This window comes from Streptomyces sp. NPDC096046 (assembly GCF_040303285.1).
Taxonomy (GTDB): Bacteria; Actinomycetota; Actinomycetes; order Streptomycetales; family Streptomycetaceae; genus Streptomyces.
In genome coordinates this window covers 1-25969 of record NZ_JBEOSZ010000021.1, presented here as the reverse complement: position 1 = coordinate 25969, position 25969 = coordinate 1, and the positions used below count along the sequence as shown (strand labels likewise).

The following is a 25969-nucleotide window of genomic DNA, read 5'->3' as shown; positions in this document are numbered from 1 at the left end:
TACGCGAGCACCGGGTGTGCACGCCGCCGCATCGGCCCGTGGGTCTGAGGCCCGCAGCTCCGAGGGTGGTGCCGGGGCACCTTCGCGAGCACCGGGTGTGCACGCCGCCGCATCGGCCCGTGGGTCTGAGGCCCGCAGCTCCGAGGGTGGTGCCGGGGCACCTTCGCGAGCACCGGGTGTCCAGGCCGTTGCCTCGCCCCGTACCGCTCTCGTCCCGCCCGGCCCGCTTCCTTCCCTTCGCTTCGGTTACGGCACCAACGGTCTCGCCGATCTCCGGCTCGACGACGTGCTCGCTCTCCTCGCCGACCTCGGGTACGACGGGGTCGGACTGACCCTCGACCACATGCACCTCGACCCGCTCGCACCCGACCTCGCCGCCCGCACCAGCCGGGTGGCGCACCGGCTGGACGCGCTCGGACTGGGCGTCACCATCGAGACGGGCGCCCGCTATGTGCTCGACCCGCGCCGCAAGCACGGCCCGTCCCTGCTGGACCCGGACCCCGCGGACCGGGCCCGCCGCGTCGACCTCCTCGTCCGGGCCGTCCGGGTCGCCGCCGACCTCGGCGCCCACGCGGTCCACTGCTTCAGCGGTGTCGTCCCCGAGGGCACCGACACGGACACCGCGTGGAAGCGCCTCACCGGGACTCTGACCCCTGTCCTGGACGCCGCTTGCTCCGCGGGCATTCCGCTCGCCGTGGAACCCGAGCCGGGCCATCTCCTCGGCACGCTCGCCGACTTCCACCACCTCCGCAGCACCCTCGGCGACCCCGAACCCCTCGGCCTCACCCTGGACATCGGCCATTGCCAGTGCCTCGAACCCCTTCCACCGGCCGACTGCGTACGCGCCGCCGCCCCCTGGCTGCGGCACGTCCAGATCGAGGACATGCGAGGCGGCGTCCACGAGCACCTCCCCTTCGGGGACGGGGAGATCGACTTCCCGCCGGTTCTGGCGGCCCTCGCCGCCACCGGCTACCAGGGCCTGACCGTCGTCGAGCTGCCCCGCCACTCCCACGCGGGTCCCCACTTGGCCGCACACTCCCTTCCGTTCCTCCGCCACGCCGAGCGGACCGCGGCCACCACCACGCCGCCCGCCCCCGCTCCGGCCATCCAGCAGACCGCGCCACCCCACGGCGCTCCCTCCGCCACCCATGAGGGGAGCAGCACCGGATGACCCGTCCCCGCACCACACCAGCGGCGAGAACCGCGCACAGCGAGAGCACTCAGGACGCCCGGGACACCCAGGGGAGCCAGGGCGCCCACAGCCTCCACGACACCGGCCGCGCTGCCGAGGGCCCGGGCGACGCCGCCCGCCTCCCCACCCGGGACGCCGCCCCCACCCCCTCCCTCGCCGACCTCCGCCACCACCTCGCCACCCACCTCGACCCCGCCGCCGAGGCCTGGCTCGACCACGCCCTCGACGAGGCCGCCGCCCACCCCGGCCTGCACGGGCCCATCTCCACATGGGAACTGCGCCTCGCTGAGGCCGGCCGGCGCTGCGGCCCGGCCCACGCAGACGCCGCACGCGTCCTCATCCTCGACGCGGCCCGCGCCGACACCGACGCCCTGACCCGGGTCTACTTCCAGGGCACCGCCGACGAGCGCCGAGCCGTACTGCACGCCCTGCCCCACCTCGTCCCCGGCCCGGACGCCCTGCCGCTGACCGAGGACGCCCTGCGCACCAACGACACCCGGCTTCTCAGCGCGGCCCTCGGCCCCTACGCCGCCCGGCACCTGGCCGCCCACCAGTGGCGGCACGCCGTACTGAAGTGCCTGTTCACCGGTGTCCCCGTCGACCACGTGGCGGACCTGCCCCGGCGCGCCGCCGGTGACGGCGAACTGGCCCGGATGCTCGGTGACTACGCCGCCGAACGCTCCGCCGCCGGCCGAGCCGTCCCCGAGGACCTGTACCGCGTCCTGGACCTGACCGAGTCCGGCACCCCGGCCCCCGGCACGGACCACCCCCACGGCAAGGAGTCCTGATGCGCATCTTCGACCCCCACATCCACATGACGTCCCGGACCACCGACGACTACGAGGCCATGTACGCCGCGGGTGTCCGTGCCGTCGTCGAGCCGTCCTTCTGGCTGGGGCAGCCGCGCACCTCGCCCGCCTCCTTCCGCGACTACTTCGACGCCCTTCTCGGCTGGGAGCCCTTCCGCGCCGCCCAGTACGGCATCGCCCACCACTGCACGATCGCCCTCAACCCCAAGGAGGCGAACGACCCGCGCTGCGCACCCGTCCTCGACGAACTACCGCGGTATCTCGTCAAGGACAACGTGGTGGCGGTCGGGGAGATCGGCTACGACTCCATGACCCCCGCCGAGGACGACGCCCTCGCCGCACAGCTCCAGCTCGCCGCCGAGCACGCGCTGCCCGCCCTCGTGCACACCCCGCACCGCGACAAGCTCGCCGGGCTGCGCCGAACCCTCGACGTCGTTCGGGAATCCGCGCTGGCCCCGGACCGGGTCCTGGTCGACCACCTCAACGAGACCACCGTCAAGGAGGCCAGGGACAGCGGCTGCTGGCTGGGCTTCTCCGTCTATCCGGACACCAAGATGGACGAGGAGCGCATGGTCGCGATCCTGCGCGCCTTCGGGACCGAACAGGTCCTGGTGAACTCCGCCGCCGACTGGGGCAGGAGCGACCCTCTCAAGACCCGCAAGGTCGGTGACCTGATGCTGGCGGAGGGCTTCGACGAGGACGACGTCGACCAGGTGCTGTGGCGCAATCCCGTCGCCTTCTACGGGCTCAGCGGCCGCCTGAACCTCGACGTCACCGGTACGGACACCACCCACGAGGGCAATTCCATCCTGCGCGGCGCGCCGAAGCACCCGCACGAGCCGGCCAACGGCCCCGGCAGGCCGGGCGTCCCCACCGCGGGGGCGTGAGCCATGCGCTTCCGCCACCCCGACGGCTCCACCGTCCACCTCGCCTACTGCACCAACGTCCACCCCGCCGAAACCCTCGACGGCGTCCTCGCCCAGCTGCGTGACCACTGCGAACCCGTCCGGCGCCGCATGGGCCGCGACCGGCTCGGCATCGGACTGTGGCTCGCCCGGGACGCCGCCCACGCCCTCGTCACCGACCCGGCCGCACTGCGCAAGCTGCGCGCCGAGCTGGACCGGCGCGGCCTCGAGGTCGTCACCCTCAACGGCTTCCCCTATGAGGGCTTCGGTGCCGAGGAGGTCAAGTACCGCGTCTACAAGCCGGACTGGGCCGACCCCGAACGCCTCGACCACACCACCGCCCTCGCCCGCGTCCTCGCCGGGCTGCTCCCCGACGACGTCACCGACGGGACCATCTCCACCCTGCCCCTCGCCTGGCGCACCGCGTACGACGACGACCGTGCGGAAACCGCCCGCACCGCGCTGCGCACCCTCGCCGAGCGCCTCGACGCCCTGGAGGAGCTGACCGGCCGCTCCATCCGCGTCGGCCTGGAACCAGAACCCGGCTGCGTCGTCGAGACGACCCACGACGCCATCGCCCCGCTCACCGTGATCGGCCACCACCGCGTCGGTATCTGTGTCGACACCTGCCACCTCGCCACCTCCTTCGAAGATCCGCGCACCGCCCTGGACGCGCTCGCCGCAGCCCGCGTCCCCGTCGTCAAATCCCAGCTCTCCGCCGCTCTGCACGCCGAACACCCCCACCTCCCCGAGGTACGCGAGGCCCTCGCCGCCTTCGCCGAGCCCCGCTTTCTGCACCAGACCCGCAACGCCACCGCCGCCGGCCTGCGCGCCACCGACGACCTCGACGAGGCCCTCGCCGGTGCCCTGCCGGACGCCTCACCCTGGCGCGCCCACTTCCACGTCCCCCTGCACGCGGCCCCCGTCGCCCCTCTCACCTCCACCCTGCCGGTCCTGAGATCCGCACTGACCCGGCTCGTCGGCGGCCCGGCCCCGCTCACCCGCCACCTGGAGGTCGAGACCTACACCTGGCAGGCCCTTCCGCCCGAGCTGCGCCCCAGGGGCCGCACCCAGCTCGCCGAGGGCATAGCCGCCGAACTGACCCTCGCCCGCGACCTGCTGGCGGACCTCGGCCTGAAGGAGCTGCCATGAGCAACGGCACCCAGCACCCCGGCCCGGCCGCGACGGACCGCCCCATCCCCCTCCTCGTCCTCGACGTCGTCGGCCTCACCCCCCGTCTCCTCGACCACATGCCGCATCTCAAGGCGCTCGGCCGATCCGGCTCCCGCGCCCCGCTGGGCACCGTCCTGCCCGCCGTCACCTGCGCCGCCCAGTCCACCTTCCTCACCGGCACCATGCCCTCGGAGCACGGCATCGTCGGCAACGGGTGGTACTTCCGCGAACTCGGCGACGTCCTCCTGTGGCGTCAGCACAACGGACTCGTGGCCGGCGACAAACTCTGGGACGCCGCCCGCCGAGCCCACCCCGGCTACACCGTCGCGAACGTCTGCTGGTGGTACGCCATGGGCGCCGACACCGACATCACCGTCACACCCCGTCCCGTCTACTACTCCGATGGCCGCAAGGAACCCGACTGCTACACCCGGCCGGCCGCGCTGCACGACGAACTCACCTCCGAACTCGGTACGTTCCCCCTCTTTCACTTCTGGGGCCCCGGAGCGGACCTCGTCTCCAGCCGGTGGATCATCGACGCGACCCGCCACATCATCCGCACCCGCCACCCCGACCTGACGCTCTGCTACCTCCCGCATCTCGACTACGATCTGCAGCGCTTCGGCCCCGACGACCCGCGCTCCCTGAGAGCGGCCACCGACCTGGACGCCGCCCTCGCCCCGCTGCTGGACGACGCCCGCGCCGAGGGCCGTACCGTCGTCGCCCTGTCCGAGTACGGCATCACCCGTGTGAACCGGCATGTCGACATCAACCGCGCCCTGCGCCGGGCCGGCCTGCTGGAGGTGCACACACAGGACGGCATGGAGTACCTCGACCCGATGGCGTCCCGCGCCTTCGCGGTCGCCGACCACCAGATCGCCCATGTCTATGTGCGCCGCCCCGAGGACCTGGACGCCACCCGGGCCGCCCTGGACGGGCTGCCCGGCATCGAGCAACTCCTCGACGACGAGGGCAAGAAGGCCCACCACCTCGACCATCCGCGCGCCGGTGAACTCGTCGTCGTGGCGGAACCCGACGCCTGGTTCACGTACTACTACTGGCTCGACGACGACCGCGCGCCCGACTTCGCGCAACTGGTCGAGATCCACCGCAAACCCGGCTACGACCCGGTCGAACTCTTCATGGATCCCCTCGACCCCTACGTCAAGGTCAAGGCGGCCACCGCACTGGCGCGCAAGAAGCTCGGCATGCGCTACCGCATGGCGGTCGTGCCCCTGGACCCCTCACCTATTCGCGGCAGCCACGGCCGCCTTCCGGCGAGCGACGACGACGGCCCGCTCCTCATCTGCTCCACCCCCCGCGCTGTCGGCGACCGCGTCGCGGCCACCGATGTGAAGTCACTACTGCTCCGACTCGCCGGTCTCACCTGAGGTGGTGACCCTCAGTGTCCGACTGGTCACAAGTGAAGCACTCACCACTGACAACGCCCCGCGATCACGAGGAGTTCCACGCATGAGCCGCTTCTCCCAGCCCGACCCCGAACTCGGCCACCGCCTCAGCAGACGAGGCATGCTCGGCGTGGCCGCCGGTGCCACCGCCGCAGCCCTGCTCGGCGCCGCGGCCCCCGCGATCGCCGCCACGGGCGACGCCACGACCGCCACCGCGTCCGGCGCCAAGGGCCGCGGCCGCCCCGTCCTGCCGCCCGGCCGGCTCGGCATCCAGCTCTACAGCCTGCGCGACAAGGTCTCCACCCTCGGCTTCGGCCCCGTCTTCGCCGAACTGGCGCGGTACGGCTACGACGAGGTCGAGTTCGCCGGTTACACCCAGGGCTCGGCCGGCCCCCTCACGCTCGCCCAGCTCAAGCGGCTGGCCCGCGACCACGGCCTGAACCCGATCGGCAGCCACGTCGGCTACTACTCCGACGACCCCGGCGCCTACACCTTCGCCCAGAACCTCACCAAGGTCCTCGACGACGCCGAGGCCCTCGGCCTCAAGCACATCGGCACCGCCTCAGGACCGTTCCGCTACGGCTCGACCGTCGACGCCTGGAAGCGCGCCGCCGAGGACTTCAACACCTACGGTGCGGCGGCCAGGGCCCGCGGCATGAAGTTCTACCAGCACAACCACTCCGAGGAGTTCTCCTTCGCCACCGACCATCCCAAGGTCCGTCTCTACGACATCCTGCTCAAGGAGACCGACCCGGACCTCGTCTACCTGGAGATGGACATCTACTGGGCGTACGTCGGCCAGTTCCGCTTCTCCAAGCGGCCCGACGGCACGCCCGCGCCGTTCGAGCCGCTGAACTACGTCCTGCGGCGGCCCGACCGCTACCCGCTCTTCCACGTGAAGGACGGCGAGAGCGACCCGTCGAACCCCTACGGCTACAAGATGACCGACGTCGGCGACGGGGACATCGACTACCAGCGGTTCGTCTCGGCCGTGACCCGGCTGCGGGGCCACCGCATGGCCCACCACTGGCAGGCCGAGCACGACAACCCGGCCGAGTCCTTCACGTTCGCCCGCCGCTCCAGCGCCCATCTGCACTCTCTGAGGGAGAAGTGCTGACCGGCGTACGGACATGAGGAGGCCCCTCCCCGGACGGGAGGGGCCTCCTCATGGGTGGAGCGGGTGTCAGCCAAAGGGCTGCGGCCGCACCGGCGCGTGTCCCGGTCGGCGCACGGCGTGGACGGGCCCGGCGCCGATCCCGCCGACCAAGCCGAAGTGGACTATGAGTTCGCGGGAGTGGCCGAGGAGGTCGCGGTCGGTTTCGCCGGGACGGTGGACGCGGCCGTGGGTGTCGGTCACCTCGCGGTAGGGACGGTGTGCGGCGTCGGAGGGTGAGGGAGACGTGCGCGCCGGGTACGGAGCTGCTGTCAGGTCAGGCTGTGTCCTCGCCGAGCGGTTGCGGGTTGGGGGAGATGCGGCCCGTCTTCCTGTCGCGTCCCGGCGGGGTCAGGAACAGTGCCATGCAGCCCGCGAAGAGCGAGATGGAGCCGGCCAGGATGAAGGCTCCGGAGTGCCCCCAGGCGCCGACGACCACGGCACCCATGCCGGCGCCCAGGCCGGAGACGAGCTTGGCGCTGTAGACCATGCCGTAGTTGGACGCGTTGTTGTTCTCACCGAAGTAGTCGGCGGTGAGGGCCGCGAACATCGGGAAGATGGCGCCGCCGCCGAAGCCGGAGACCGAGGAGAAGACCAGGAACAGCGGAAGGTTCTCGGCGTTCGCCGACCAGAGGATGCCGTACTGGGACAGGCCCAGGATCACGCACACGACGAGCAGGCAGCGCTTGCGGCCGTACAGGTCGGAGAGCCAGCCGATGACACCGCGGCCGGTGCCGTTGACGATGGCCTTCAGGGACATGGCCGTGGCGACGATCCCGCCCGCGAATCCGGCCTCCTCGCCGATCTCCACCTGGAAGGCGATGCCGAAGATGTTCACGCCGGACGTACACGCCAGGCAGAACCACATCAGGCCGACCCGGCCGGTCTTCCACGCCTCCTTGGGGGAGTACTGGCGCACCGCCGGCGGGTTCATCCGCAGCGAGCGGGCCGCGCGCGGGTCGTCCGGCGGATTCAGCGGGTCGATCGTGGAGGGCCACCAGTTCTTCGGCGGGTCCTTGAAGAAGTAGCCGGAGAACGCGACCGTCCCGGCCAGGAACACACCCACCGAGACCAGCACCCAGCGGAAGTTGGTCAGGTCCATGTAGCCGTTGAAGAGGAAGACGAAGGGCACCGAGCCGTAGGCGAAACCGCCGTTGACTAAGCCGGTCTTGCCGCCCTTGCGCTCCGGATACCACTTGCCGACCATGTTGACGCAGGTGGCGTACACCATGCCCGCGCCCATGCCGCTGAACATGCTGAAGCCGATGTAGGCGAAGACCACGTGCGGCGCGAAGGCGAGGGACAGATAGCCCAGCAGCGTGCCGACGGCGCCGAGCATCATGGCCCAGCGGGCCGGCAGTTTCCCGCTCTCACGCAGTTTGCCCGCGGGGAAGGCCACCGCGGCCTGGAAGAAGACCCACACGGTCATCATCCAGAAGATGTGCATGCTGTTCCAGCTGTGCGCCGTGTGCAGGGTCTCCTCGGCCGACGCGAACGCGTACTCGGCGGAGGAGATGCCCATCATGCCGATCCAGGGCAGGATCACCATCCACTTGCGCTTGCGCCCCATGATGTCGATGTCGGTCTCACCGAGGCGGTAGACGCGACCGTTCGCGTCGGTGACCTCCCGGTAGGAAACCGTGGTGGGCAGATCGGTCGTTGTCATGTCGTGTCGCACCCCTTGCGTCGAAAGATCTGGCCAGCGCCCCCTGTCCCATGCCTTTCGTGCGCGCGCGGGTCCCGGGGCCGGCCGACGCGCACCGTCGGCCGGCCCCCCGCTCACTCACCTCATGTACCGCCCCCCAGCCGTTCCGCCTCCCGCGCCCAGCGGTACTTCGCGCCGAGCACGGCCACCGGCTTCTCCGTCGTGTACGGGTACGCCACGACCCCGTGCTCGAAGAGGTACTGGCAGGCCTCCTCCACCTCCACGTCCCCCGCGAGCGACGCCACCACGGGCTTCTCGATGCCCCGCTCCCGGAACTCGGCCACCACACGCGCGGTGAGCTCCGCGAAGACCATGGGAGGAGTGACGATGGTGTGCCAGTAGCCGAGGACCAGCGCGTGGACGCGCTCGTCCTCGAGACCCAGCCGGATCGTCGCCTCGTACGTCGAGGGCGGCTCGCCCCCGGTGATGTCCACCGGGTTGCCCGCGGCCCCGAAGGGCGGGATGAACGCCCGGAACGCCTCGTCCAGGTCCGGCGGGATCTCCATCAGCGACAGGCCGTTGTCCGTCACCGCGTCGGAAAGCAGCACACCGCTGCCGCCGGCACCCGTGATGATCACGACGTTGTCGCCCTTGGGTGCGGGCAGCACCGGCAACGCGCGCGCGTACTCCAGCATGTCGTTCAGTCCCGGCGCCCGGATCACCCCGGCCTGCCGCAGGATGTCGTCGTACACGGCGTCATCGCCGGCGAGGGCGCCGGTGTGCGAGCCGGCCGCCTTGGCGCCCGCCGCCGTCCGTCCGGCCTTCAGCACGACCACCGGCTTCTTCGGCACGGTCGCCCGCGCCGCCTCCACGAAGGCACGGCCGTCCTTGAGGTCCTCCAGGTGCATCGCGATGCAGTCGGTGTGCGGGTCCTCGCCGAACCAGGTCAGCAGGTCGTCCTCGTCCAGGTCCGACTTGTTGCCGAGCCCGACGATCGCCGACACACCCGTCCTGGTGGTGCGGGCGAAGCCAAGGATGGCCATGCCGATGCCGCCCGACTGCGAGGTCAGCGCCACCCCGCCCTTGACGTCGTACGGCGTGCAGAACGTGGCGCACAGGTCCTGCCAGGTCGAGTAGTAGCCGTAGATGTTCGGCCCCAGCAGCCGCACGCCGTGCCGCTCGGCGATCTCCACGATCTCCGCCTGGAGTGCGTGCTCGCCGGTCTCCGCGAACCCGGAGGGGATCAGCACGGCGTTCGGGATCTTCTTGCGCCCCACCTCCTCCAGGGCCGCGGCCACGAACGTGGCGGGGATCGCGAAGACCGCCACATCCACCTCACCGGGAACGTCCGTGACGCTCTTGTACGCCTTGCGGCCCAGAATGTCATCGGCCTTGGGATTCACCGGATGGATCTCCCCGGCGAACCCTCCGTCGATGAGGTTGCGCATCACCGAATTGCCGATCTTGCCCTGCTCGTTGGAGGCGCCGATCACGGCGACCGAGCCCGGCTGCATCAGCCGGCGCATCGACCTGAGGATCTCGTCGCGCGAGTACTTTCGGCGCGGCGCGGGCTGCGACTCGGCGAGGATCACCCGGATGTCGGCCGCGACGGCCCCTTCCGCCGTCGCGATCACCGGGTTGAGGTCCACCTCGGCGATCTCGGGGAAGTCCGCCACGAGTTGGGACACGCGGCGGATCTGCTCGGCGACGGCCCACCGGTCCACACCCGCCCGGCCGCGCACGCCGCGCAGGATCTCCGCCGACCGGATCGAGTCCAGCATCGACAGGGCCTCGTCGGCGGTCACCGGGGCGAGCCGGAAGGTGACGTCCTTCAGGACCTCGACGAGCACCCCGCCGAGCCCGAAGGCGACCACTTTCCCGAACGTCGGGTCCGTGACCGCGCCGACGATGACCTCCTGCCCCTGCGGCAGCAGCTCCTGCACCTGCACGCCCGCAATACGGGCATCGGCGTCGTAGGCGCGCGCGTTGTCGATGATGGTGTGGAAGGCGGCCCGTACGTCGGTCGCGCCCTCGACCCCGACGATCACTCCGCCGGCGTCGGTCTTGTGCAGGATGTCCGGCGAGACGATCTTCATCACGACGGGTCCGCCGAAGCGTGCCGCGAACGCCACGGCCTCGTCGACGTCCGTCGCCAGTTCCTCGCCCGGTACGGCGATCCCGTACGCGTCGGCGATCACCTTGCCCTCGGGCGCGGTCAGCGCGGTCCGTCCCTCGGCCCGCACGGACTCCAGGAGGGACCGCACCCGCAGGACCCGGTCTTCCGCCATCACGTCAGATCACTCCGTTCGACTTGAGCAGGCGCACTTCCTCGTCGCCGAGGCCGAGTTCGCCGACGTAGACCTCTTCGTTGTGCTCGCCGAGCAGCGGGGAGCTGGTCACCTCGACGGGCGAGTCGGACAGCTTGAGCGGGCTGCCCACGGTCACGAAGTCGCCGCGCTCGGGGTGCGGGACGGTCACGACCATCTCGTTGGCGGCGAGCGAACGGTCCTCGATGATCTCCCGGGTGGAGAGGATCGGCCCGCACGGGATGTTGCGTGCGTTGAGCCGCTCCAGCACCTCCCACTTGGGCAGCGTCGAGGACCACTCCTCGATCAGCTGGAACATCTTGCCGAGCTTGGGAAGCCGCGCCTCGGGCGTCGCCCACTCGGGGTCGTCGGCCAGCTCGGGCCGGCCGATGAGCTCGCTGATGGGCTGCCAGCCGACGGGCTGAACGATGACGTACACGTAGTCGTTCGGGCCGCCCGGCGCGCACTTGACCGCCCAGCCGGGCTGGCCGCCGCCGGACGCGTTCCCGGACCTGGGAACCTCGTCGCCGAAGTCCTCGTTGGGATATTCAGCGAGCGGCCCGTGTGCCAGACGCTGCTGGTCCCGCAGCTTCACCCGGCACAGGTTCAGTACGGCGTGCTGCATGGCCACGTTGACCCGCTGCCCGCGCCCGGTGCGCTCCCGTTGGTAGAGCGCGGCGAGGATGCCCGCCACGGCGTGCACACCCGTCCCGGAGTCCCCGATCTGGGCTCCCGTCGCCAGCGGCGGCCCGTCCTCGAAGCCGGTGGTCGACATCGACCCGCCCATGGCCTGGGCGACGACCTCGTACGCCTTGAAGTCGGTGTACGGGCCCTCGCCGAACCCCTTGATGGAGGCGTAGACGATCCGTGGATTGATCTCCTGGATGCGGTCCCAGGTGAAGCCCATCCGGTCCACCGCGCCCGGGCCGAAGTTCTCGACCATGACGTCGGAGCGCCGGATCAGCTCGGTGAGGATCTCCTTGCCGCGCTCGGTCTTGGTGTTGAGGGTGATGCTCCGCTTGTTGCAGTTGAGCATCGTGAAGTAGAGGGAGTCGACGTCCGGCAGGTCACGCAGCTGCCTGCGCGTGATGTCGCCGGTCGGCGCCTCCAGCTTGACGACGTCCGCGCCGAGCCAGGCGAGCAGCTGGGTCGCCGACGGCCCGGACTGGACGTGGGTCATGTCCAGGACGCGGATGCCTTCGAGGGCCTTGGTGGACGTAGTGGTCATCGGGGCACCTCACTTGTACATGGTCTGGTTCATGGTTCCGGGGGCGTACGCGTCCGGGTCGACCCAGACGTTGATCAGCGACGGCTTGCCGGACTCGCGGGCGCGCCGCAGGGCCGGGCCGATGTCGGCGGGGTCGCGGACCTCCTCGCCGTGGCCGCCCAGCATCCGGGCGAACTCGTCGTAGCGGACGTCGCCGAGGGTGTTGCCGATCCGCTCGCGTTCCTTGCCGTACTTGGCGGCCTGGCCGTAACGGATCTGGTTCATGGAGGAGTTGTTGCCGACGATGCCGACGAACGGGAGGTCGTAGCGGACGAGCGTCTCGAAGTCCCAGCCGGTCAGGGAGAACGCGCCGTCGCCGAAGAGCGCGACGACCTCCTTGTCGGGCCGCGCCTGCTTGGCCGCGAGCACGAAGGGGACGCCGACGCCGAGCGTGCCGAGGGGCCCCGGGTCCATCCAGTGCCCGGGCGACTTGGGCTGCACGACCTGCCCGGAGAAGGTGACGATGTCGCCGCCGTCGCCGATGTAGATCGAGTCCTCGGTGAGGAAGTCGTTGATCTCGCTGACCAGGCGGTAGGGGTGGATGGGTGAGGCGTCGGACTTCAGGTTCGGCAGCCGCTTCTCCAGGGCGGTCTGCTCGGCGGCCCGCAGCTCGTCCAGCCACTCCTTGCGCTTGGACGCACCTCCGTTGATGCGCCCGGAGGCCGCCTCGGTCACCGACTTCAGCACCAGCCCGGCGTCGCCCACGATGCCGAGGCCGATGTCGCGGTTCTTGCCGACGGTGCGGTAGTCGAGGTCGATCTGCACGACGGTCGCGTCCGGCGACAGCCGCTTGCCGTAGCCCATGCGGAAGTCGAAGGGCGTACCGACGATGACGATGACATCGGCGTGGGAGAAGGCGTACCGGCGCGAGAGCTGGAAGTGGTGCGGGTCGCCGGGCGGGAGGGTGCCGCGCCCCGCGCCGTTCATGTAGGCGGGGATGTTGAGGGTCCTGACGAGTTCGGCGGCCGACTCGGTGCCCCTGGTGGTCCACACCTGGCTGCCGAGCAGGATGGCCGGCTTCTCGGCGTGCACCAGCAGGTCGGCGAGCTTCTCGATCGCCTCGGGGTCGCCGGCCGAGCGGGTCGAGGCGCGGTAGGCGCCGACCTGCGGCACGCGCGCCTTGGCCGCGGGCACCTTGGCGTCCAGCACGTCGCGCGGGATCTCCAGGAAGGAGGGGCCGGGCGCGCCGTGGAAGCACTCGCGAAACGCCATGGACACCATGTCCGCGGCACGGGCCGTGTCGGGCACGGTCGCCGCGAACTTGGTGATGGGGTTCATCATGTCGACGTGCGGCAGGTCCTGCAGGGACCCCATCTTGTGCTGGGTGAGAGCTCCCTGACCGCCGATCAGCAGCATCGGGGACTCCGCGCGCAAGGCGTTGGCGACACCGGTGACGGCGTCGGTCGTCCCCGGTCCCGCGGTGACCACCGCGCAACCGGGTTTGCCGGTGATGCGCGCGTAGCCGTCGGCGGCGTGGGCGGCGACCTGCTCGTGGCGTACGTCGACGACCTCGATGCCCTCGTCGACGCAGCCGTCGTAGATGTCGATGATGTGGCCGCCGCACAAGGTGTAGATGCGGTCGACTCCCTCGGCCTTCAGCGCCTTGGCTACGAGATGACCACCGGAAATCAGATCCTGGGTGTCGTCGGGCATGGCGAAGTCCTGTCCCTTCGTAGGGGGTTGGAGCGGCTCCCGGTACATTGCATACAGTCGACGAATACTGTATGAAGCTTGTTATCCCGCATCCGGTGGGTGGTGTCCAGGGGGCGTGCGGCATTTTCCGGGGGGCTGGAAGTTCGCTCCCCGCACGACACGGCAGTCAGGAGCCGAAATGGACCTGTACGAACACCAGGCAAGGGAACTCTTCGAGGAACACGGCATCTTGGTGCCACGGGCCGAGGTGACCGACTCGCCCAAGGAAGCACGCGAGATAGCACGCCGACTCGGCGGGCGAGTCGTGGTGAAGGCCCAGGTGAAGACCGGTGGACGCGGCAAGGCCGGTGGCGTGAAACTCGCCGCGGACCCGGCCGCCGCAGAGCTGACAGCACGCCAGATCCTCGGCATGGACATCAAAGGCCACACGGTCGGCAAGGTCATGCTGGCCCAACCCGTGCGCATCGCGGACGAGTTCTACGTGTCCTACGTACTCGACCGCGCGGCGGGCCACTTCCTCGCGATCGCCTCGGCCGAGGGTGGCATGGAGATCGAGGAGGTCGCCGCCACGAGGCCGGAGGCGGTCGCCCGTATCCCCCTCGACCCGGCCGTGGGGGTGACCCCGGCCAAGGCCACCGAGATCGCCGACGCGGCCGGGCTCCCGCCCCGGACCGTCGACGTTCTCGTACGCCTGTGGGAGGTCCTGGTCCGCGAGGACGCCCTCCTCGTCGAGGTCAACCCGCTCGTCCGCACAGAGGAGGGCCGGATCCTGGCCCTCGACGGCAAGGTCACCCTTGACGACAACGCCCGTTTCCGGCAGACACGCTGGGGCGCCGACGACACCGGGTACGACGACCCGCTGGAGGCGGCCGCCGCCGCGAAGGGCCTCAACTACGTCAAGCTGGACGGCGAGGTCGGCGTCATCGGAAACGGCGCCGGCCTCGTCATGTCGACCCTCGACGTGGTCGCGGGCTGCGGTGCGCGCCCCGCCAACTTCCTCGACATCGGCGGCGGAGCGAGCGCCCAGGTGATGGCGGACGGGCTGTCGGTCATCCTCTCCGACCCGGCCGTGAAATCCGTCTTCGTCAACGTCTTCGGCGGCATCACCGCCTGTGACGCGGTCGCCGACGGCATCGTCCGGGCGCTGGACACCGTCCGACTGACCAAGCCGCTCGTGGTGCGTCTCGACGGCAACAACGCGGCCCGGGGCCGGGCCATCCTCGACGAGCACGCGCATCCGCTGATCCAGCAGGTCACCACCATGGACGGCGCCGCCGCCCGTGCCGCCGAACTCGCCACCGCGGCTTGAGGAGAGCGAACGCCATGGCCATCTACCTCACCAAGGAGAGCAAGGTCCTCGTCCAGGGCATGACCGGCGGCGAGGGCATGAAGCACACCCGGCGGATGCTCGCGGCCGGCACGAACGTGGTCGGCGGCGTCAACCCCCGCAAGGCGGGGCGCACCGTCGACTTCGACGTTCCCCCGAGCCTGGAAGGCCTGGCAGGTGCCCCCGGTGCCGTGCCCGTCTTCGGCTCGGTCGCCGACGGGATGCGCGCCACCGGAGCGGACGTCACCGTCGTCTTCGTGCCGCCCGCCTTCGCCAAGGCGGCCGTCGTCGAGGCCGCCGACGCCGGCATCGGCCTCGCCGTCGTCATCACCGAGGGTATCCCCGTCCACGACTCCGTCGCCTTCACCGCCTACGCGAAGGACAAGGGCACCCGCATCATCGGCCCCAACTGCCCGGGCCTCATCACACCCGGCCAGTCCAACGCGGGCATCATCCCGGCCGACATCACCAAGCCGGGCCGTATCGGACTGGTCTCCAAGTCGGGCACGCTGACGTACCAGCTCATGTACGAGCTGCGCGACATCGGCTTCTCCACCTGCGTCGGCATCGGCGGCGACCCCGTCGTCGGTACCACCCACATCGACTGCCTCGCCGCCTTCCAGGACGACCCCGACACCGAACTGATCGTCCTCATCGGGGAGATCGGCGGCGACGCGGAGGAACGGGCGGCGGCCTTCATCCGCGGGCACGTCACCAAGCCGGTCGTCGGCTACATCGCCGGATTCACCGCACCCGAGGGCAAGACCATGGGGCACGCGGGCGCGATCGTGTCCGGCTCCTCCGGCACGGCCGCCGCCAAGAAGGAGGCCCTGGAGGCGGTCGGGGTGAGCGTGGGCAGCACACCGACCGAGACGGCGAAGCTGGTGCTCGCGCGACTCGAAGGCCGCTAGCCGGGCCGCCCGCGTGGATTCCCGGCCGATCGCTGGGCCGCCCGCGTGGATTCCCGGCCGATGCCGGGCTGCTCGCGCCGATTCCTCGGTCGACAGCCGGGCCACTCGGCCCTCGCCGATTTCCCGGCCGCTACGCCGAAGCCCCGGCCCGCTCACAGGGCCGCCCACGCCGAGTCCCGGTCGACGCCGGGCCGCATCCCCCGCCCCCGACCGTGCACCGAGAGCGGAGCAACCCCATGGCACCCACCCTCACCCTCAAGACCGGAACGTCCTGGCCCGACGCCTGGCGGCGCTGTCTCGCCGTCGCCCCCGAGGCCTTCCGTGACGACCGGCTCCTCAACCTCTGGAACGGCGCCTGGCAGGAGGACGGCCGTGTCCTGCCCGCCGTCAGTCCGGTCGACGGCAGCCCGATCGCCGGCCCGCCACGCCTGGACGGAATCACCGCCCACCGGGCCGTGTGCGCCGCGCTCGAGCAGCATCGAGCCTGGCGGCACATCCCCCTTCAGGAGCGGCGGGCCCGGATCGCCGCCACCCTCGACGCCCTCACCGAACATCGCGGCCTGCTCGCGCTGCTGCTCGTCTGGGAGATCGGCAAGCCCTGGCGGCTCGCCCAGGCGGACGTCGACCGGGCCATCGACGGGGTCCGCTGGTACGTCGACGGAGTCGAACCCATGCTCGCCGGCCGCTCCCCGCTGGACGGCCCCGTGTCCAACATCGCCAGCTGGAACTACCCGATGAGCGTGCTCGTTCACGCGTTGCTGGTCCAGGCACTGGCGGGCAACGCGGTCATCGCCAAGACCCCGACCGACGGCGGTGTCGCCTGTCTCACCCTGGCCTGCGCCCTCGCCGCCCGCGAGGGGATCCCCGTGACCCTCGTCAGCGGCAGCGGAGGCGAGCTCTCGCAGGCACTGGTGCGGGCGCCCGAGATCGGCTGCGTCTCCTTCGTCGGCGGTCGCGACACCGGCGCCGCCGTGGCCACGGCCGTCACCGACCTCGGCAAACGGCACGTGCTCGAACAGGAAGGACTCAACACCTGGGGAATCTGGAACTACTCGGACTGGGACACCCTCACCGCGGTGGTCCCCAAGCTCTTCGACTACGGCAAGCAGCGCTGCACGGCGTACCCGCGCTTCGTCGTCCAACGGCATCTGTTCGACGCGTTCCTGGCGGCGTACCTCCCCGCGGTGCGCACCCTGAAGGTCGGGCATCCGCTCGCCGTGGAGCGGCGGGACGACCCGTACCCGGAGCTGGACTTCGGGCCGGTGATCAACGCGGCCAAGGCGAAGGAACTGCAGGACCAGGTCGCCGAGGCGATCGAGCGTGGCGCCGTACCGCTGCACCGCGCCACGCCCGACGACGTTCGCTTCCTGCCCGGCCAGGACACCTCCGCCTACGTCCAGCCGGTCACGCTCCTCAACCCGCCCTCGTCCTCTCCGCTGCACCACGCGGAGCCGTTCGGCCCGGTCGACACGATCGTCCTGGTCGACACGGAGGCGGAGCTGCTGGCCGCGATGAACGCCTCCAACGGCGCGCTGGTCGCCACGCTGTCCACGGATGACCGGGCGACGTACGACCGGCTCGCCCCGCACATCCGCGCGTTCAAAGTCGGTCACGGCACGCCCCGCTCCCGGGGCGACCGCGACGAACTGTTCGGCGGGCTCGGAGCTTCCTGGCGCGGCGCGTTCGTCGGCGGTGACCTGCTGGTGCGCGCCGTGACGCGGGGACCTGAGGGGGAGCGGCTGCCGGGGAACTTCCCGGAGTACCAGTTGCTGCCCTGACGTAGGGGGGCGCGTCCGACGCCGGTTCCCCGGGGGGTTCGCTGTGGGGAGCCGGCGTCGGATGCCGTGGCGGTCCGACGGGGTGTGGCCCGCCGCACTCGTGCGGCCTGTTGTCTGTGAGCGCCCTGCCACGGCGGGCCGGGCCTCCACGGCTGGTTCGCCCCGGGTTTGGCCTCTACGGCAGGGTTCCCCCGGGCCTGGCCCCTACGGCGGGGTCCCCCCGGGCCTGGCCTCCACGGCTGGGACCTCCGCCCCTGGCCTCCCCGGACCGGTCCCGGGCGTGCGGCGCGACGCCACGCTCCGAGGCGTCGCTCAGCCGATGCCCTGCCGGTCCGGGCGCAGGGCGAAGTCCCGGTCCGACGCGGTCGGCGCCGCCACGCCGACGGCCTGCCGGAGCAGTTCGCGATGGCGCAGCAGCGGCTCGCGGCGTTCCGGCGGCGCGAGCAGGAGCAGGTCGTCGAGACCGGCCAGCATGCGCCGGGAGATCTGCGGGCTGCCGACGGCGCATCCCCGTACCTCGGCGAACCCGAGATCCACCAGCTCGGTCCAGTCCGGCACCGGCTGCACCAGCCGCACCGCACCGGCCCGGTCCCGGTGCAGGGCGGCGTCCAGCGGCCGTCGGCTCAGCGCTGCCAGGAACTGGACGACACGGTCCAGCGCCTGCACGGCGGTCGTCGGATCGTTGATCGCGGGCGACAGGGCGCGCAACGCGATGTCGGACAACTGCCGCAGCCCGAAACCGAGATCCTGGTGGTAGGTCCGCTCCACCCCCACCGAGACCGCGTACCGCAGCACCCGGCGCGGCGGGACCGGCCCGTCGTGGACCGCCAGCACGGGCATGCCCGGCACCACGAAGTCCCCGATCCGCGGGATCAGCCGCAGCAGGACGCCGTGCTTGCGCGCCACCCGCACCAACCGCGCGATGTGCACGTCCCGCAACACCCCCGCCCGGCCCTCGTGCGGCACCCACGCGGTCGCGGCGCCCAGGCCGGGGCCCTCCTGCCCGCCCGACGGCACGGGCATCGAGGCGACGACCCGGAACGACTCCGAGGCGATCCGGGCGATCACATGGCTGATCCGCATCAGCCGCAGGGTGGCGTTCACGTACAGCACGAAGAGCAGCAGGCTCAGTCCGACCATGCAGAGGGTGAGCACCGACTGCACCAAGGGCACCGACGTGACGGCCCGCGGGTCCTCGACACTGTCGAAGCTCGTCAGGACCAGCAGGGTCAGCACGAAGGTCGCCAGGAACACCGCGAAGGTCGCCTTGGTGATCCGGCTCCGGACGAAGAGCCGCACCACGCGCGGCGTGAACTGCCCGCTCGCCATCTGCACGGCCACCAGCGAGATGCTGAAGACCACACCGATGAAGGTCATCATCGCCGAGCCGACCGCGCTCACCACGGCCTTCGCGTCCTCCGCGAACCGCAGCAGCTCGTCGAGCGTCTCGTAGTCCCGGTCCTCCTGGAGCGCGTCGACGATCGCCGTGTCGAGCGCCTGCGCCCCCACCCAGACCACGAACACGCTCACCATCGCCGCGGTCGGTGCGAACCAGAACGTGTCCCGCAGATGCTCCCTGAGCGGTGACAGCGCACGTGGACGACGCCCCGTCGAGGAGCTCTGCGTAACCATCCAGTCACTCATGGTGCGACCTTAGAGGTGTCGGCGCGTGAGGTCCGGGACCCCCGCCAGGCGGACGGAAACGCAGGTGAAAGGCACTCCGAAACCTTGGTATTGTTGTCCGTGTCGCCGCGGGGAACACCCCTGGCAAGGCGGCAGACACCTGGTCCGGGTGGCGGAATGGCAGACGCGCTAGCTTGAGGTGCTAGTGCCCTTTATCGGGCGTGGGGGTTCAAGTCCCCCCTCGGACACAGACCAGCTCGGGCGGGTCGAGATCTTCTCGACCCGCCCGAGCTGTTGTTCGTCGTCCCTCCCGCACCTCAGCGCCGGTACTCCCGCAGCTTGCGGTACAGCGTCGCCCGGCCGATTCCCAGCGCGGCCGCCGCGCGTGCCTTGTTGCCGCCGTGGCGGCGCAGCGCCTCCAGAATCGCGGAACGCTCGGCGTGCTCCATCGGGCTGAGCGGGCGCGTGGCCGGCCCTTCACGGACGGCGTCCGGCAGTTCCGTCCGGCGCACCGGCCCGGTCGCCCGCCGCCGCTCCGCCAGGGCCCGTACGACATGGGCCAGCTCGGTGACGTTCCCGGGCCAGGGGTACAGCTGGAGCGCACGCAGGGCGTCCAGGGTCCAGGTCAGCGGCGGCTGCCCGGGCGCCGTGCGGGGTGCGAGGGCCGGCAGGAGTTCCCGTATGTCCTCGGTGCGTTCGCGGAGCGGCGGCAGGGTCACCGAGCGGGCGGACAGTTTGTCCAGCAGGCGCTCGAGGCAGGGACCGACCGGGGCGCCGGGTGTGTAGGTGACCACCAGCCGGCTGTCCGGGTGCGGCGTCACCAACCTTGTGGTGACCCGCTACACGAGCCTCGCCGACACCCCGTGCGCACATCACCAACCAGCGCACCATGGAGGTGCTGCGCGACCTCGGCGTGAAGCAGGAGGTCGTCGCGCAGGCCACCCCGCAGCACCTGATGGGCAACACGACGTTCTGCACCAGCCTGGCGGGCGAGGAGCTGGGCCGGGTGCGCTCCTGGGGCAACGACCCGCTCGTGCAGGCCGAGCACGAACTCGCCAGCCCCACCCGCATGTGCGACATGCCGCAGCACCTCATGGAACCGGTCCTCGTGAACGCCGCCGTCGCCCGCGGCACCCGGCTCCGCTTCCAGAACGAGTACCTCTCCCACACCCAGGACGCCGACGGCGTCACGGCCACCGTCCGCGACCGGCTGCGCGGGGACACGTACGAGATCCGCGCCAAGTACCTGATCGACGGCGGACGGTCGAGGGTCGCCGCGGACGCCGGGCTGCCGATGGGCGGTCAGACGGGCGTGGCGGGCAGCATCAACATCGTCTTCGAGGCGGACCTGAGCAAGTACACCGCCCACCGCCCGTCCACCCTCTACTGGGTCCTCGCCCCGGGTGCGACGGTCGGCGGCATCGGCGCGGGGCTGGTGCGCTGCGTGCGCCCGTGGAACGAGTGGCTGATCGTCTGGGGCTACGACGTGAGCGCCGGGGCGCCCGACCTGACCACCGAGTACGCCGAGTCGGTCGTCCGGCAGCCCGTCGGAGACGACGACATACCCGTGACCGTCAGGTCGTCCTCGGCGTGGACCGTCAACGAGATGTACGCCGAGTCGTACGCGAACGGCCGCGTCCTCTGCGCCGGAGTGGCGTGAGAGCCACAGTGCGTGCCCGGACCGTCCACGCGGCTGCCATCGCCGACGTACCCCCGTCGGGACGAACGCCCGAACCGCCGGCCGTGACCGCATCCCCTGTCCGCATGGCCTCCTGCAGGGGCCGCGAGTCCGCGGTCAGTGGACGGTGTTACCGCGTCGGCACCCGCCGGGGCCCGGTAGACGCCTGTGATGTGCATGATCTGGTTGTACGGGACGGGTACCGGCTCGCGTCGGCAGGCCACGGCCGTCATCAGGGCGAGGGAGATCGAGTCGCCGGACTGCCGGCCGAGAATGCAGTAGTCGGCGTGGTAGACGCGGGTGAGGCAGAGCTTCGTGGAGCCGCCGGTGGTGGCGGACCGGAAGCTCCAGTACGACTTCCCATAGCCGGTGGGGCCGGCCGTGTTGATGGCGGACACCTGGACCCGCGCCTGCTCGCCGGCGCACGAAACGGGGTCCGGCGGAGCGCCGACGCTCCCGATCGCCGAGTTGCGCTGAGCCTCCGCCTTCGTGTTGACGCGGTTCGGCATCGCCGGCCCGGCCGTCGTCGACGTACCGGCGCAGGTGGTCGCTCGGCCGCCCGAGAGGACCGGGACGATGGCGTTCCTGAGCGGCTCCTACGGCGGCCTTGCGGCGATGGCCCTGGCCGAGACGTCCGCGGCCACGACTCTCCGGACGGTCGCTCAACCCTCCCGCCCGATCCGTCCGCCCGATCCGTCCGCCCGGCACATGCCTGCCGAGGCCGAGGGCCTGGCCCACTGCTGTCTCGCCCGCCCATTAGTCCGCCCGGGGCACCCGACCACCCGGACGCGACGATGGCCGTGCGCCCCGTCGTCGCCGACCGCACCATGGGCCGTGTCGCCGGCCGGCGAACCGATCGATGCCGGTCGGACACGAAGGAGGCCCCGCGATGGGCGAGCTGTACATCGACGGCGAGTGGACGAATGCGGCGGCCGGCGGGCGGCGGGACGTGGTCAACCCGTACGACGCCTCGGTCGTCACCACCGTCGACGAGGCCGACGCCACCGACGTGGACCGCGCGGTGCGCGCCGCCCGGCGCGCCTTCGCCGAGGAGGACTGGGCGAACGCCCCCTCCCGCCGCCGGGCCGACGTCCTGCTGCGCGTCCACGACCTGCTGCTGCGCGACCGGGAGGACATCGCCCGCACCGAGACCCTCGACACCGGCAAGACGCTGACCGAGGCCCGGATCGACGTGGAGGACGTGGCGAACGCCTTCCGCTACTTCGCGGAACTCGCCGGCAAGGACGGCGGCCGGGTCGTCGACGTCGGCCCGGACGTCCTCAGCCGTGTCGTCTACCAGCCGGTCGGGGTGTGCGCGCTCATCGCCCCCTGGAACTACCCGCTGCTGCAGGCATCGTGGAAGGTGGCGCCGGCGCTGGCCGCCGGCAACACCTTCGTCCTCAAGCCCAGCGAGACCACCCCGCTCACCACGATCGCCATGATCCGGCTGATCGAGGAGGCCGGCGCCCCGCCCGGTGTCGCCAATCTGGTGCTGGGCTCCGGAGCGACCGTCGGCGCCGCCCTGACCAGCCACCCCGAGGTGGACCTGGTGTCCTTCACCGGGGGCCTGGCCACCGGACGCCGGATCATGGCCGCCGCTGCCGAGGGGCCGAAGAACATCGCCCTGGAACTGGGCGGCAAGAACCCCAACATCGTGTTCGCCGACGCCGACTTCGAGGCCGCCGTCGACTACGCCCTCGACGCCGCCTTCCTGCACTCCGGGCAGGTGTGCTCGGCCGGGTCACGCCTGCTGGTCCAGGACTCCCTGCACGACCGGTTCGTCGAGGCCTACGCCGAGCGCGCCCGGGCGATCCGGCTGGGCAACGGCCTGGAGGAGGGCACGGAGAGCGGCCCGCTCAGCTCCGCCGAGCACCGTGACAAGGTGGAACGCCACATCGCCGCCGCCCGCGAGGAGGGCGCCCGGCTCGTCACCGGCGGCACCCGTCCCGACGATCCGGCGCTCAGCCGGGGCTTCTTCCTCCTGCCGACGATCTTCGCCGACTGCGACCGGTCGATGCGCATCATCCAGGAGGAGGTCTTCGGCCCGGTCGTCACCGTCGAGCGCTTCGGCACCGAGGACGAGGCGGTGGAACTGGCCAACGACACCCGCTACGGCCTGGCCGGCGGCGTGTGGACCTCCGATGCGAGCCGCGCCCAGCGCGTCGCCCAGCGGCTGCGGCACGGCACCGTGTGGATCAACGACTTCCACCCCTACGTACCGCAGGCCGAGTGGGGCGGCTTCGGCCGCTCCGGCGTAGGACGCGAGCTGGGCCCCACGGGCCTGCGCGAGTACCAGGAGGCCAAGCACATCTACCAGAACCTCGCTCCGGCACCCTCCGGCTGGTTCAAGGGCTGACCGGGCGCAGCACGGAACAGCCGCTCACCACCCGACGGGACCGAAGAAAGGCACCCATGGCCTCCACCACGCCGCACGGCCCCGAGTCCGCCTACGACTACGTCATCGTCGGCGGCGGCACCGCCGGCTGTGTGCTCGCCGCCCGGCTGAGCGAGGACCCCGACTGCCGGGTCTGCGTCATCGAGGGCGGCCCCAGCGATGTCGGCGACGAGCGCATCCTGCGCCTGCGCAACTGGATCAACCTCCTCGACTCGGAGTTCGACTACGGCTACACCACCGTCGAGCAGCCACGCGGCAACTCGCACATCCTGCACTCACGGGCCCGCGTGCTCGGCGGCTGCTCCTCGCACAACACGCTGATCAGTTTCCTGCCGCTGCCGCAGGACCTCGACGACTGGGTGACTCATGGCTGTTCCGGCTGGGACCCGGCGACGATCCTGCCCTACCGCGACCGGCTGCTCACGCGGATCGTCCCGGTGGCCGAGGCCGACCGCAATCCCATCGCCGAGGACTTCGTCACCGCGGCCCACCGCGCCCTCGGCGTCCCCGTCGTCGACGACTTCAACGCCGAGCCCTTCGCGGACGGCACCGGCTTCTTCTCGCTGGCCTACCAGCCGGAGGGCAACCTGCGCTCCTCCGCGTCCGTCGCCTACCTCCACCCGGTGCTGGGCCGGCCCAATCTCACGCTCCTGCTGGAGACCTGGGCCCACCGGCTGCTCACCGACGCATCGGGGAGGCTGACCCGTGTCGCCGTCCGCGGTGCCGACGGCGAACCCGCGACCGTCCGCGCCGAACGCGAACTCCTGCTCTGCGCCGGGGCCATCGACACCCCGCGCCTGCTGATGCTCTCCGGCATCGGACCGGCCGACGACCTGCGCGCACTGGGCATCAAGGTGCGGGCCGACCTGCCCGGCGTCGGGGAGAACCTGCTGGACCACCCCGAGTCCGTGATCGTCTGGGAGACCGACGGCCCGCTGCCGCCCAACTCCGCGATGGACTCCGACGCAGGCCTCTTCCTGCGCCTCGACAGGGGACAACCGCGCCCGGACCTGATGTTCCACTTCTACCAGGTGCCGTTCACCGTCAACACCGAGCGTCTCGGCTACCCCGTTCCGGAGCACGGGGTGTGCATGACGCCGAACGTGCCGCGCGCCCGCTCCACCGGCCGCATGTGGCTGCGCAGTTCCAACCCGGCCGAGCATCCCGCCCTGGACTTCCGGTACTTCACCGACCCCGACGGCCACGACGAGCGCACCATCGTCGAGGGGCTCAAGCTGGCCCGGACGGTAGCCGCCACCGATCCCCTGAGCGGCTGGCTCGTCCGCGAGGTCGCGCCCGGCCCGGACGTGGTCTCCGACGCCGACCTGTCGGAGTACGGACGGCGCGTGGCCCACACCGTCTACCACCCGGCCGGCACCTGCCGCATGGGCGCGGCGGACGACCCGGCGGCCGTCTGCGACCCCGAGCTGAGACTGCGGGGTTTCGAGGGCGTGCGGATCGTCGACGCGTCGGTGTTCCCGACCATGCCCACCATCAACCCGATGGTGACCGTGCTGCTCGCCGCCGAACGCGCCGCCGACCTGGTCACTCGCCGCCCTGGGCCCGCCGGCCGGGCGGCACCACGGTGACCGGCCCGCGGCCTCCCGCGGGCCCGGCCGCCGGGCACGTGCCCGTGAGCGGCTCCGGCCCGCAGGACAGCACGTCCGGTCGACCCCGGCCGGGTGCACCGGGCCGCCAGGACCGTGTCTCGTCCCCCAGGCCCCGGGCGTTCGAGCAATGACAACAGGCATCCCGGGCCCCGCGGGCCGCGGCAGACGCCACCGGCCGCCGGGAGCCGGCGTCCTGGCCCGCAGCGAAGGAGGAAGACCGTGTCGACCGCTGGAGAGAAGGGCCCCGGAACGGCACCGGAGGAGCCACCGGCCGAGGAGGTGCCGATGGGCGAGGCCCGGCTCAAACCCGTGGTGTTCTTCGGGTCGGCCGTCCTCATCCTCGCCATCTCCATCTGGGCGATCATCACTCCCTCCGGTGCGGAAACGGCCATCGGAGTGGTGGTCGGCAAGATCTCCCGCTGGTTCGGCTGGTACTACTTTGTCGCCGCGACCCTGTACCTGCTGTTCGTCGTCTTCATCGCCGTGTCCAAGTACGGCACGGTCAAGCTGGGCCCCAAGCACTCCAAGCCCGACTACAACCTCTTCACCTGGGGGGCGATGCTGTTCGCGGCGGGCATCGGCATCGACCTGATGTTCTTCTCGGTGTCCGGGCCGGTCAGCCACTACCTCGCGCCGCCGCAGGGCGACCCGGAGACGCTCGAGGCCGCCCGGCAGGCCGTGGTGTGGACGCTGTTCCACTACGGCATCACCGGCTGGGGCATGTACGCGCTGATGGGTATGGCGCTCGGCTACTTCTCCTTCCGGTACCGGCTGCCGCTCGCGATCCGCTCCGCGCTCTATCCGATCATCGGCCGCCGCATTCACGGGCGGATCGGTGACACCGTCGACCTGGCGGCCGTCATCGGCACCGTGTTCGGCATCGGCGTGACGCTCGGCATCGGCGTGGTGCAGCTGAACTACGGGCTGAAAGTCCTCTTCGACGTGCCGGAAGGGCTTGCCGCGCAGATCGCCCTCATCGTCGTCGCTGTGGCGATGGCCACCGCGTCCGCGGCGTCCGGCGTGGACAAGGGCATTCGCCGGCTGTCGCAGCTCAACATCCTCCTCGCCACCCTGCTGATGCTCTACATCCTGGTCGTGGGAGAGCCGTTCCGGCTGCTCAACGCCGTGGTCCAGA

18 protein-coding genes, 1 tRNA gene and 2 pseudogenes are annotated in these 25969 nt (G+C 71.3%); 14 read left to right on the top strand and 7 right to left on the bottom strand.

The genetic code is table 11. From position 1 onward, the window contains the following. Positions 1-286 precede the first annotated feature (286 nt). The 6 genes from ABTX62_RS19630 (at position 287) to ABTX62_RS19605 (ending at position 6605) form a co-directional block, all read left to right on the top strand. Positions 287-1171: a sugar phosphate isomerase/epimerase family protein gene (locus ABTX62_RS19630; RefSeq protein ID WP_502997981.1), complete on the top strand. Its 885-nt coding sequence runs from the start codon at positions 287-289 to the stop codon at positions 1169-1171. Then, entirely contained in the window at positions 1168-1980 is an 813-nt protein-coding gene (locus tag ABTX62_RS19625) for an EboA domain-containing protein (protein ID WP_352117342.1), read from the top strand. The genes ABTX62_RS19630 and ABTX62_RS19625 overlap by 4 nt, the downstream gene beginning before the upstream one ends. Beyond that, positions 1980-2888 (top strand): TatD family hydrolase, encoded by a 909-nt coding sequence (locus ABTX62_RS19620; RefSeq protein ID WP_352117341.1) that lies wholly within the window; start codon positions 1980-1982, stop codon positions 2886-2888. The genes ABTX62_RS19625 and ABTX62_RS19620 overlap by 1 nt, the downstream gene beginning before the upstream one ends. A gap of 3 nt (positions 2889-2891) precedes the next feature. Then, positions 2892-4058, top strand: coding sequence for a metabolite traffic protein EboE (eboE, locus tag ABTX62_RS19615; protein WP_352117340.1), 1167 nt, complete (start codon positions 2892-2894; stop codon positions 4056-4058). Beyond that, complete coding sequence (locus ABTX62_RS19610) at positions 4055-5470, top strand: alkaline phosphatase family protein (RefSeq protein WP_352117339.1); 1416 nt, start codon at positions 4055-4057, stop codon at positions 5468-5470. Before eboE ends, ABTX62_RS19610 begins: the two co-directional genes overlap by 4 nt. An 82-nt stretch (positions 5471-5552) precedes the next feature. Beyond that, the gene (locus tag ABTX62_RS19605; protein ID WP_352117338.1) at positions 5553-6605 is read left to right on the top strand and encodes a sugar phosphate isomerase/epimerase family protein; all 1053 of its coding nucleotides are present in this window, start codon (positions 5553-5555) and stop codon (positions 6603-6605) included. A 156-nt stretch (positions 6606-6761) separates the two neighbouring features. On the opposite strand, the pseudogene ABTX62_RS19600 reads toward ABTX62_RS19605, so the two are convergent. The 5 genes and pseudogenes from ABTX62_RS19600 to ABTX62_RS19580 form a co-directional block, all read right to left on the bottom strand. Then, positions 6762-6917 (bottom strand): annotated as a pseudogene (locus tag ABTX62_RS19600) (MFS transporter); the annotation flags it as partial. A 1-nt stretch (position 6918) separates the two neighbouring features. Then, the gene (locus ABTX62_RS19595; RefSeq protein ID WP_352117337.1) at positions 6919-8307 is read right to left on the bottom strand and encodes an OFA family MFS transporter; all 1389 of its coding nucleotides are present in this window, start codon (positions 8305-8307) and stop codon (positions 6919-6921) included. A gap of 122 nt (positions 8308-8429) precedes the next feature. Further along, positions 8430-10574 carry an acetate--CoA ligase family protein gene (locus tag ABTX62_RS19590; protein WP_352117336.1) on the bottom strand — a complete coding sequence of 715 codons (2145 nt, stop codon included), beginning with the start codon at positions 10572-10574 and terminating at the stop codon, positions 8430-8432. Positions 10575-10578: 4 nt separating this feature from the next. Next, entirely contained in the window at positions 10579-11820 is a 1242-nt protein-coding gene (frc, locus tag ABTX62_RS19585; RefSeq protein ID WP_352117335.1) for a formyl-CoA transferase, read from the bottom strand. Positions 11821-11829: 9 nt separating this feature from the next. Then, complete coding sequence (locus ABTX62_RS19580; protein ID WP_352117334.1) at positions 11830-13512, bottom strand: thiamine pyrophosphate-binding protein; 1683 nt, start codon at positions 13510-13512, stop codon at positions 11830-11832. A 178-nt stretch (positions 13513-13690) separates the two neighbouring features. Between ABTX62_RS19580 and sucC the strand changes: the two genes are divergently transcribed. The 3 genes from sucC (at position 13691) to ABTX62_RS19565 (ending at position 17528) form a co-directional block, all read left to right on the top strand. After that, positions 13691-14821 (top strand): ADP-forming succinate--CoA ligase subunit beta, encoded by a 1131-nt coding sequence (sucC, locus tag ABTX62_RS19575; protein ID WP_352117333.1) that lies wholly within the window; start codon positions 13691-13693, stop codon positions 14819-14821. A gap of 14 nt (positions 14822-14835) precedes the next feature. Further along, positions 14836-15750 carry a succinate--CoA ligase subunit alpha gene (gene sucD / locus ABTX62_RS19570; RefSeq protein WP_352117332.1) on the top strand — a complete coding sequence of 305 codons (915 nt, stop codon included), beginning with the start codon at positions 14836-14838 and terminating at the stop codon, positions 15748-15750. A gap of 236 nt (positions 15751-15986) precedes the next feature. Beyond that, positions 15987-17528, top strand: a complete 1542-nt coding sequence (locus ABTX62_RS19565) for an aldehyde dehydrogenase family protein (RefSeq protein WP_352117331.1) — start codon at positions 15987-15989, stop codon at positions 17526-17528. Between the two features lie 312 nt (positions 17529-17840). Here the strand turns inward: ABTX62_RS19565 and ABTX62_RS19560 are convergent, their stop codons facing one another. After that, entirely contained in the window at positions 17841-19172 is a 1332-nt protein-coding gene (locus ABTX62_RS19560; protein ID WP_352117330.1) for a DUF2254 domain-containing protein, read from the bottom strand. 142 nt (positions 19173-19314) lie between these two features. On the opposite strand from ABTX62_RS19560, the gene ABTX62_RS19555 reads away from it, so the two are divergent. After that, a tRNA-Leu gene (locus ABTX62_RS19555) sits at positions 19315-19399 on the top strand. Positions 19400-19468: 69 nt separating this feature from the next. Here the strand turns inward: ABTX62_RS19555 and ABTX62_RS19550 are convergent. Continuing rightward, complete coding sequence (locus ABTX62_RS19550) at positions 19469-19870, bottom strand: helix-turn-helix domain-containing protein (RefSeq protein ID WP_502997983.1); 402 nt, start codon at positions 19868-19870, stop codon at positions 19469-19471. Positions 19871-19952: 82 nt separating this feature from the next. On the opposite strand from ABTX62_RS19550, the pseudogene ABTX62_RS19545 reads away from it, so the two are divergent. From ABTX62_RS19545 to ABTX62_RS19530, 4 genes and pseudogenes are all read left to right on the top strand, one after another. After that, a pseudogene (locus tag ABTX62_RS19545) lies at positions 19953-20808 on the top strand (FAD-dependent monooxygenase); the annotation flags it as partial. A 910-nt stretch (positions 20809-21718) separates the two neighbouring features. Continuing rightward, a complete protein-coding gene (locus ABTX62_RS19540) occupies positions 21719-23185 on the top strand; it encodes an aldehyde dehydrogenase family protein (protein WP_352117329.1) in 1467 nt (488 codons plus the stop codon). A 56-nt stretch (positions 23186-23241) separates the two neighbouring features. Beyond that, positions 23242-24813, top strand: a complete 1572-nt coding sequence (locus ABTX62_RS19535) for a GMC family oxidoreductase (protein ID WP_352117328.1) — start codon at positions 23242-23244, stop codon at positions 24811-24813. A 240-nt stretch (positions 24814-25053) separates the two neighbouring features. After that, a partial coding sequence (locus tag ABTX62_RS19530; protein WP_502997980.1) for a BCCT family transporter occupies positions 25054-25969 on the top strand: 916 nt, incomplete at its 3' end.

Excerpts from the sequence above, each read along its gene's own strand:
- ABTX62_RS19625 (WP_352117342.1), top strand. The coding sequence starts at position 1,168 with ATGACCCGTCCCCGCACCACACCAGCGGCGAGAACCGCGCACAGCGAG.
- ABTX62_RS19620 (WP_352117341.1), top strand. The coding sequence starts at position 1,980 with ATGCGCATCTTCGACCCCCACATCCACATGACGTCCCGGACCACCGAC.
- eboE (WP_352117340.1), top strand. The coding sequence starts at position 2,892 with ATGCGCTTCCGCCACCCCGACGGCTCCACCGTCCACCTCGCCTACTGC.
- ABTX62_RS19610 (WP_352117339.1), top strand. The coding sequence starts at position 4,055 with ATGAGCAACGGCACCCAGCACCCCGGCCCGGCCGCGACGGACCGCCCC.
- ABTX62_RS19605 (WP_352117338.1), top strand. The coding sequence starts at position 5,553 with ATGAGCCGCTTCTCCCAGCCCGACCCCGAACTCGGCCACCGCCTCAGC.
- ABTX62_RS19595 (WP_352117337.1), bottom strand. The coding sequence starts at position 8,307 with ATGACAACGACCGATCTGCCCACCACGGTTTCCTACCGGGAGGTCACC.
- ABTX62_RS19590 (WP_352117336.1), bottom strand. The coding sequence starts at position 10,574 with ATGGCGGAAGACCGGGTCCTGCGGGTGCGGTCCCTCCTGGAGTCCGTG.
- frc (WP_352117335.1), bottom strand. The coding sequence starts at position 11,820 with ATGACCACTACGTCCACCAAGGCCCTCGAAGGCATCCGCGTCCTGGAC.
- ABTX62_RS19580 (WP_352117334.1), bottom strand. The coding sequence starts at position 13,512 with ATGCCCGACGACACCCAGGATCTGATTTCCGGTGGTCATCTCGTAGCC.
- sucC (WP_352117333.1), top strand. The coding sequence starts at position 13,691 with ATGGACCTGTACGAACACCAGGCAAGGGAACTCTTCGAGGAACACGGC.
- sucD (WP_352117332.1), top strand. The coding sequence starts at position 14,836 with ATGGCCATCTACCTCACCAAGGAGAGCAAGGTCCTCGTCCAGGGCATG.
- ABTX62_RS19565 (WP_352117331.1), top strand. The coding sequence starts at position 15,987 with ATGGCACCCACCCTCACCCTCAAGACCGGAACGTCCTGGCCCGACGCC.
- ABTX62_RS19560 (WP_352117330.1), bottom strand. The coding sequence starts at position 19,172 with ATGAGTGACTGGATGGTTACGCAGAGCTCCTCGACGGGGCGTCGTCCA.
- ABTX62_RS19540 (WP_352117329.1), top strand. The coding sequence starts at position 21,719 with ATGGGCGAGCTGTACATCGACGGCGAGTGGACGAATGCGGCGGCCGGC.
- ABTX62_RS19535 (WP_352117328.1), top strand. The coding sequence starts at position 23,242 with ATGGCCTCCACCACGCCGCACGGCCCCGAGTCCGCCTACGACTACGTC.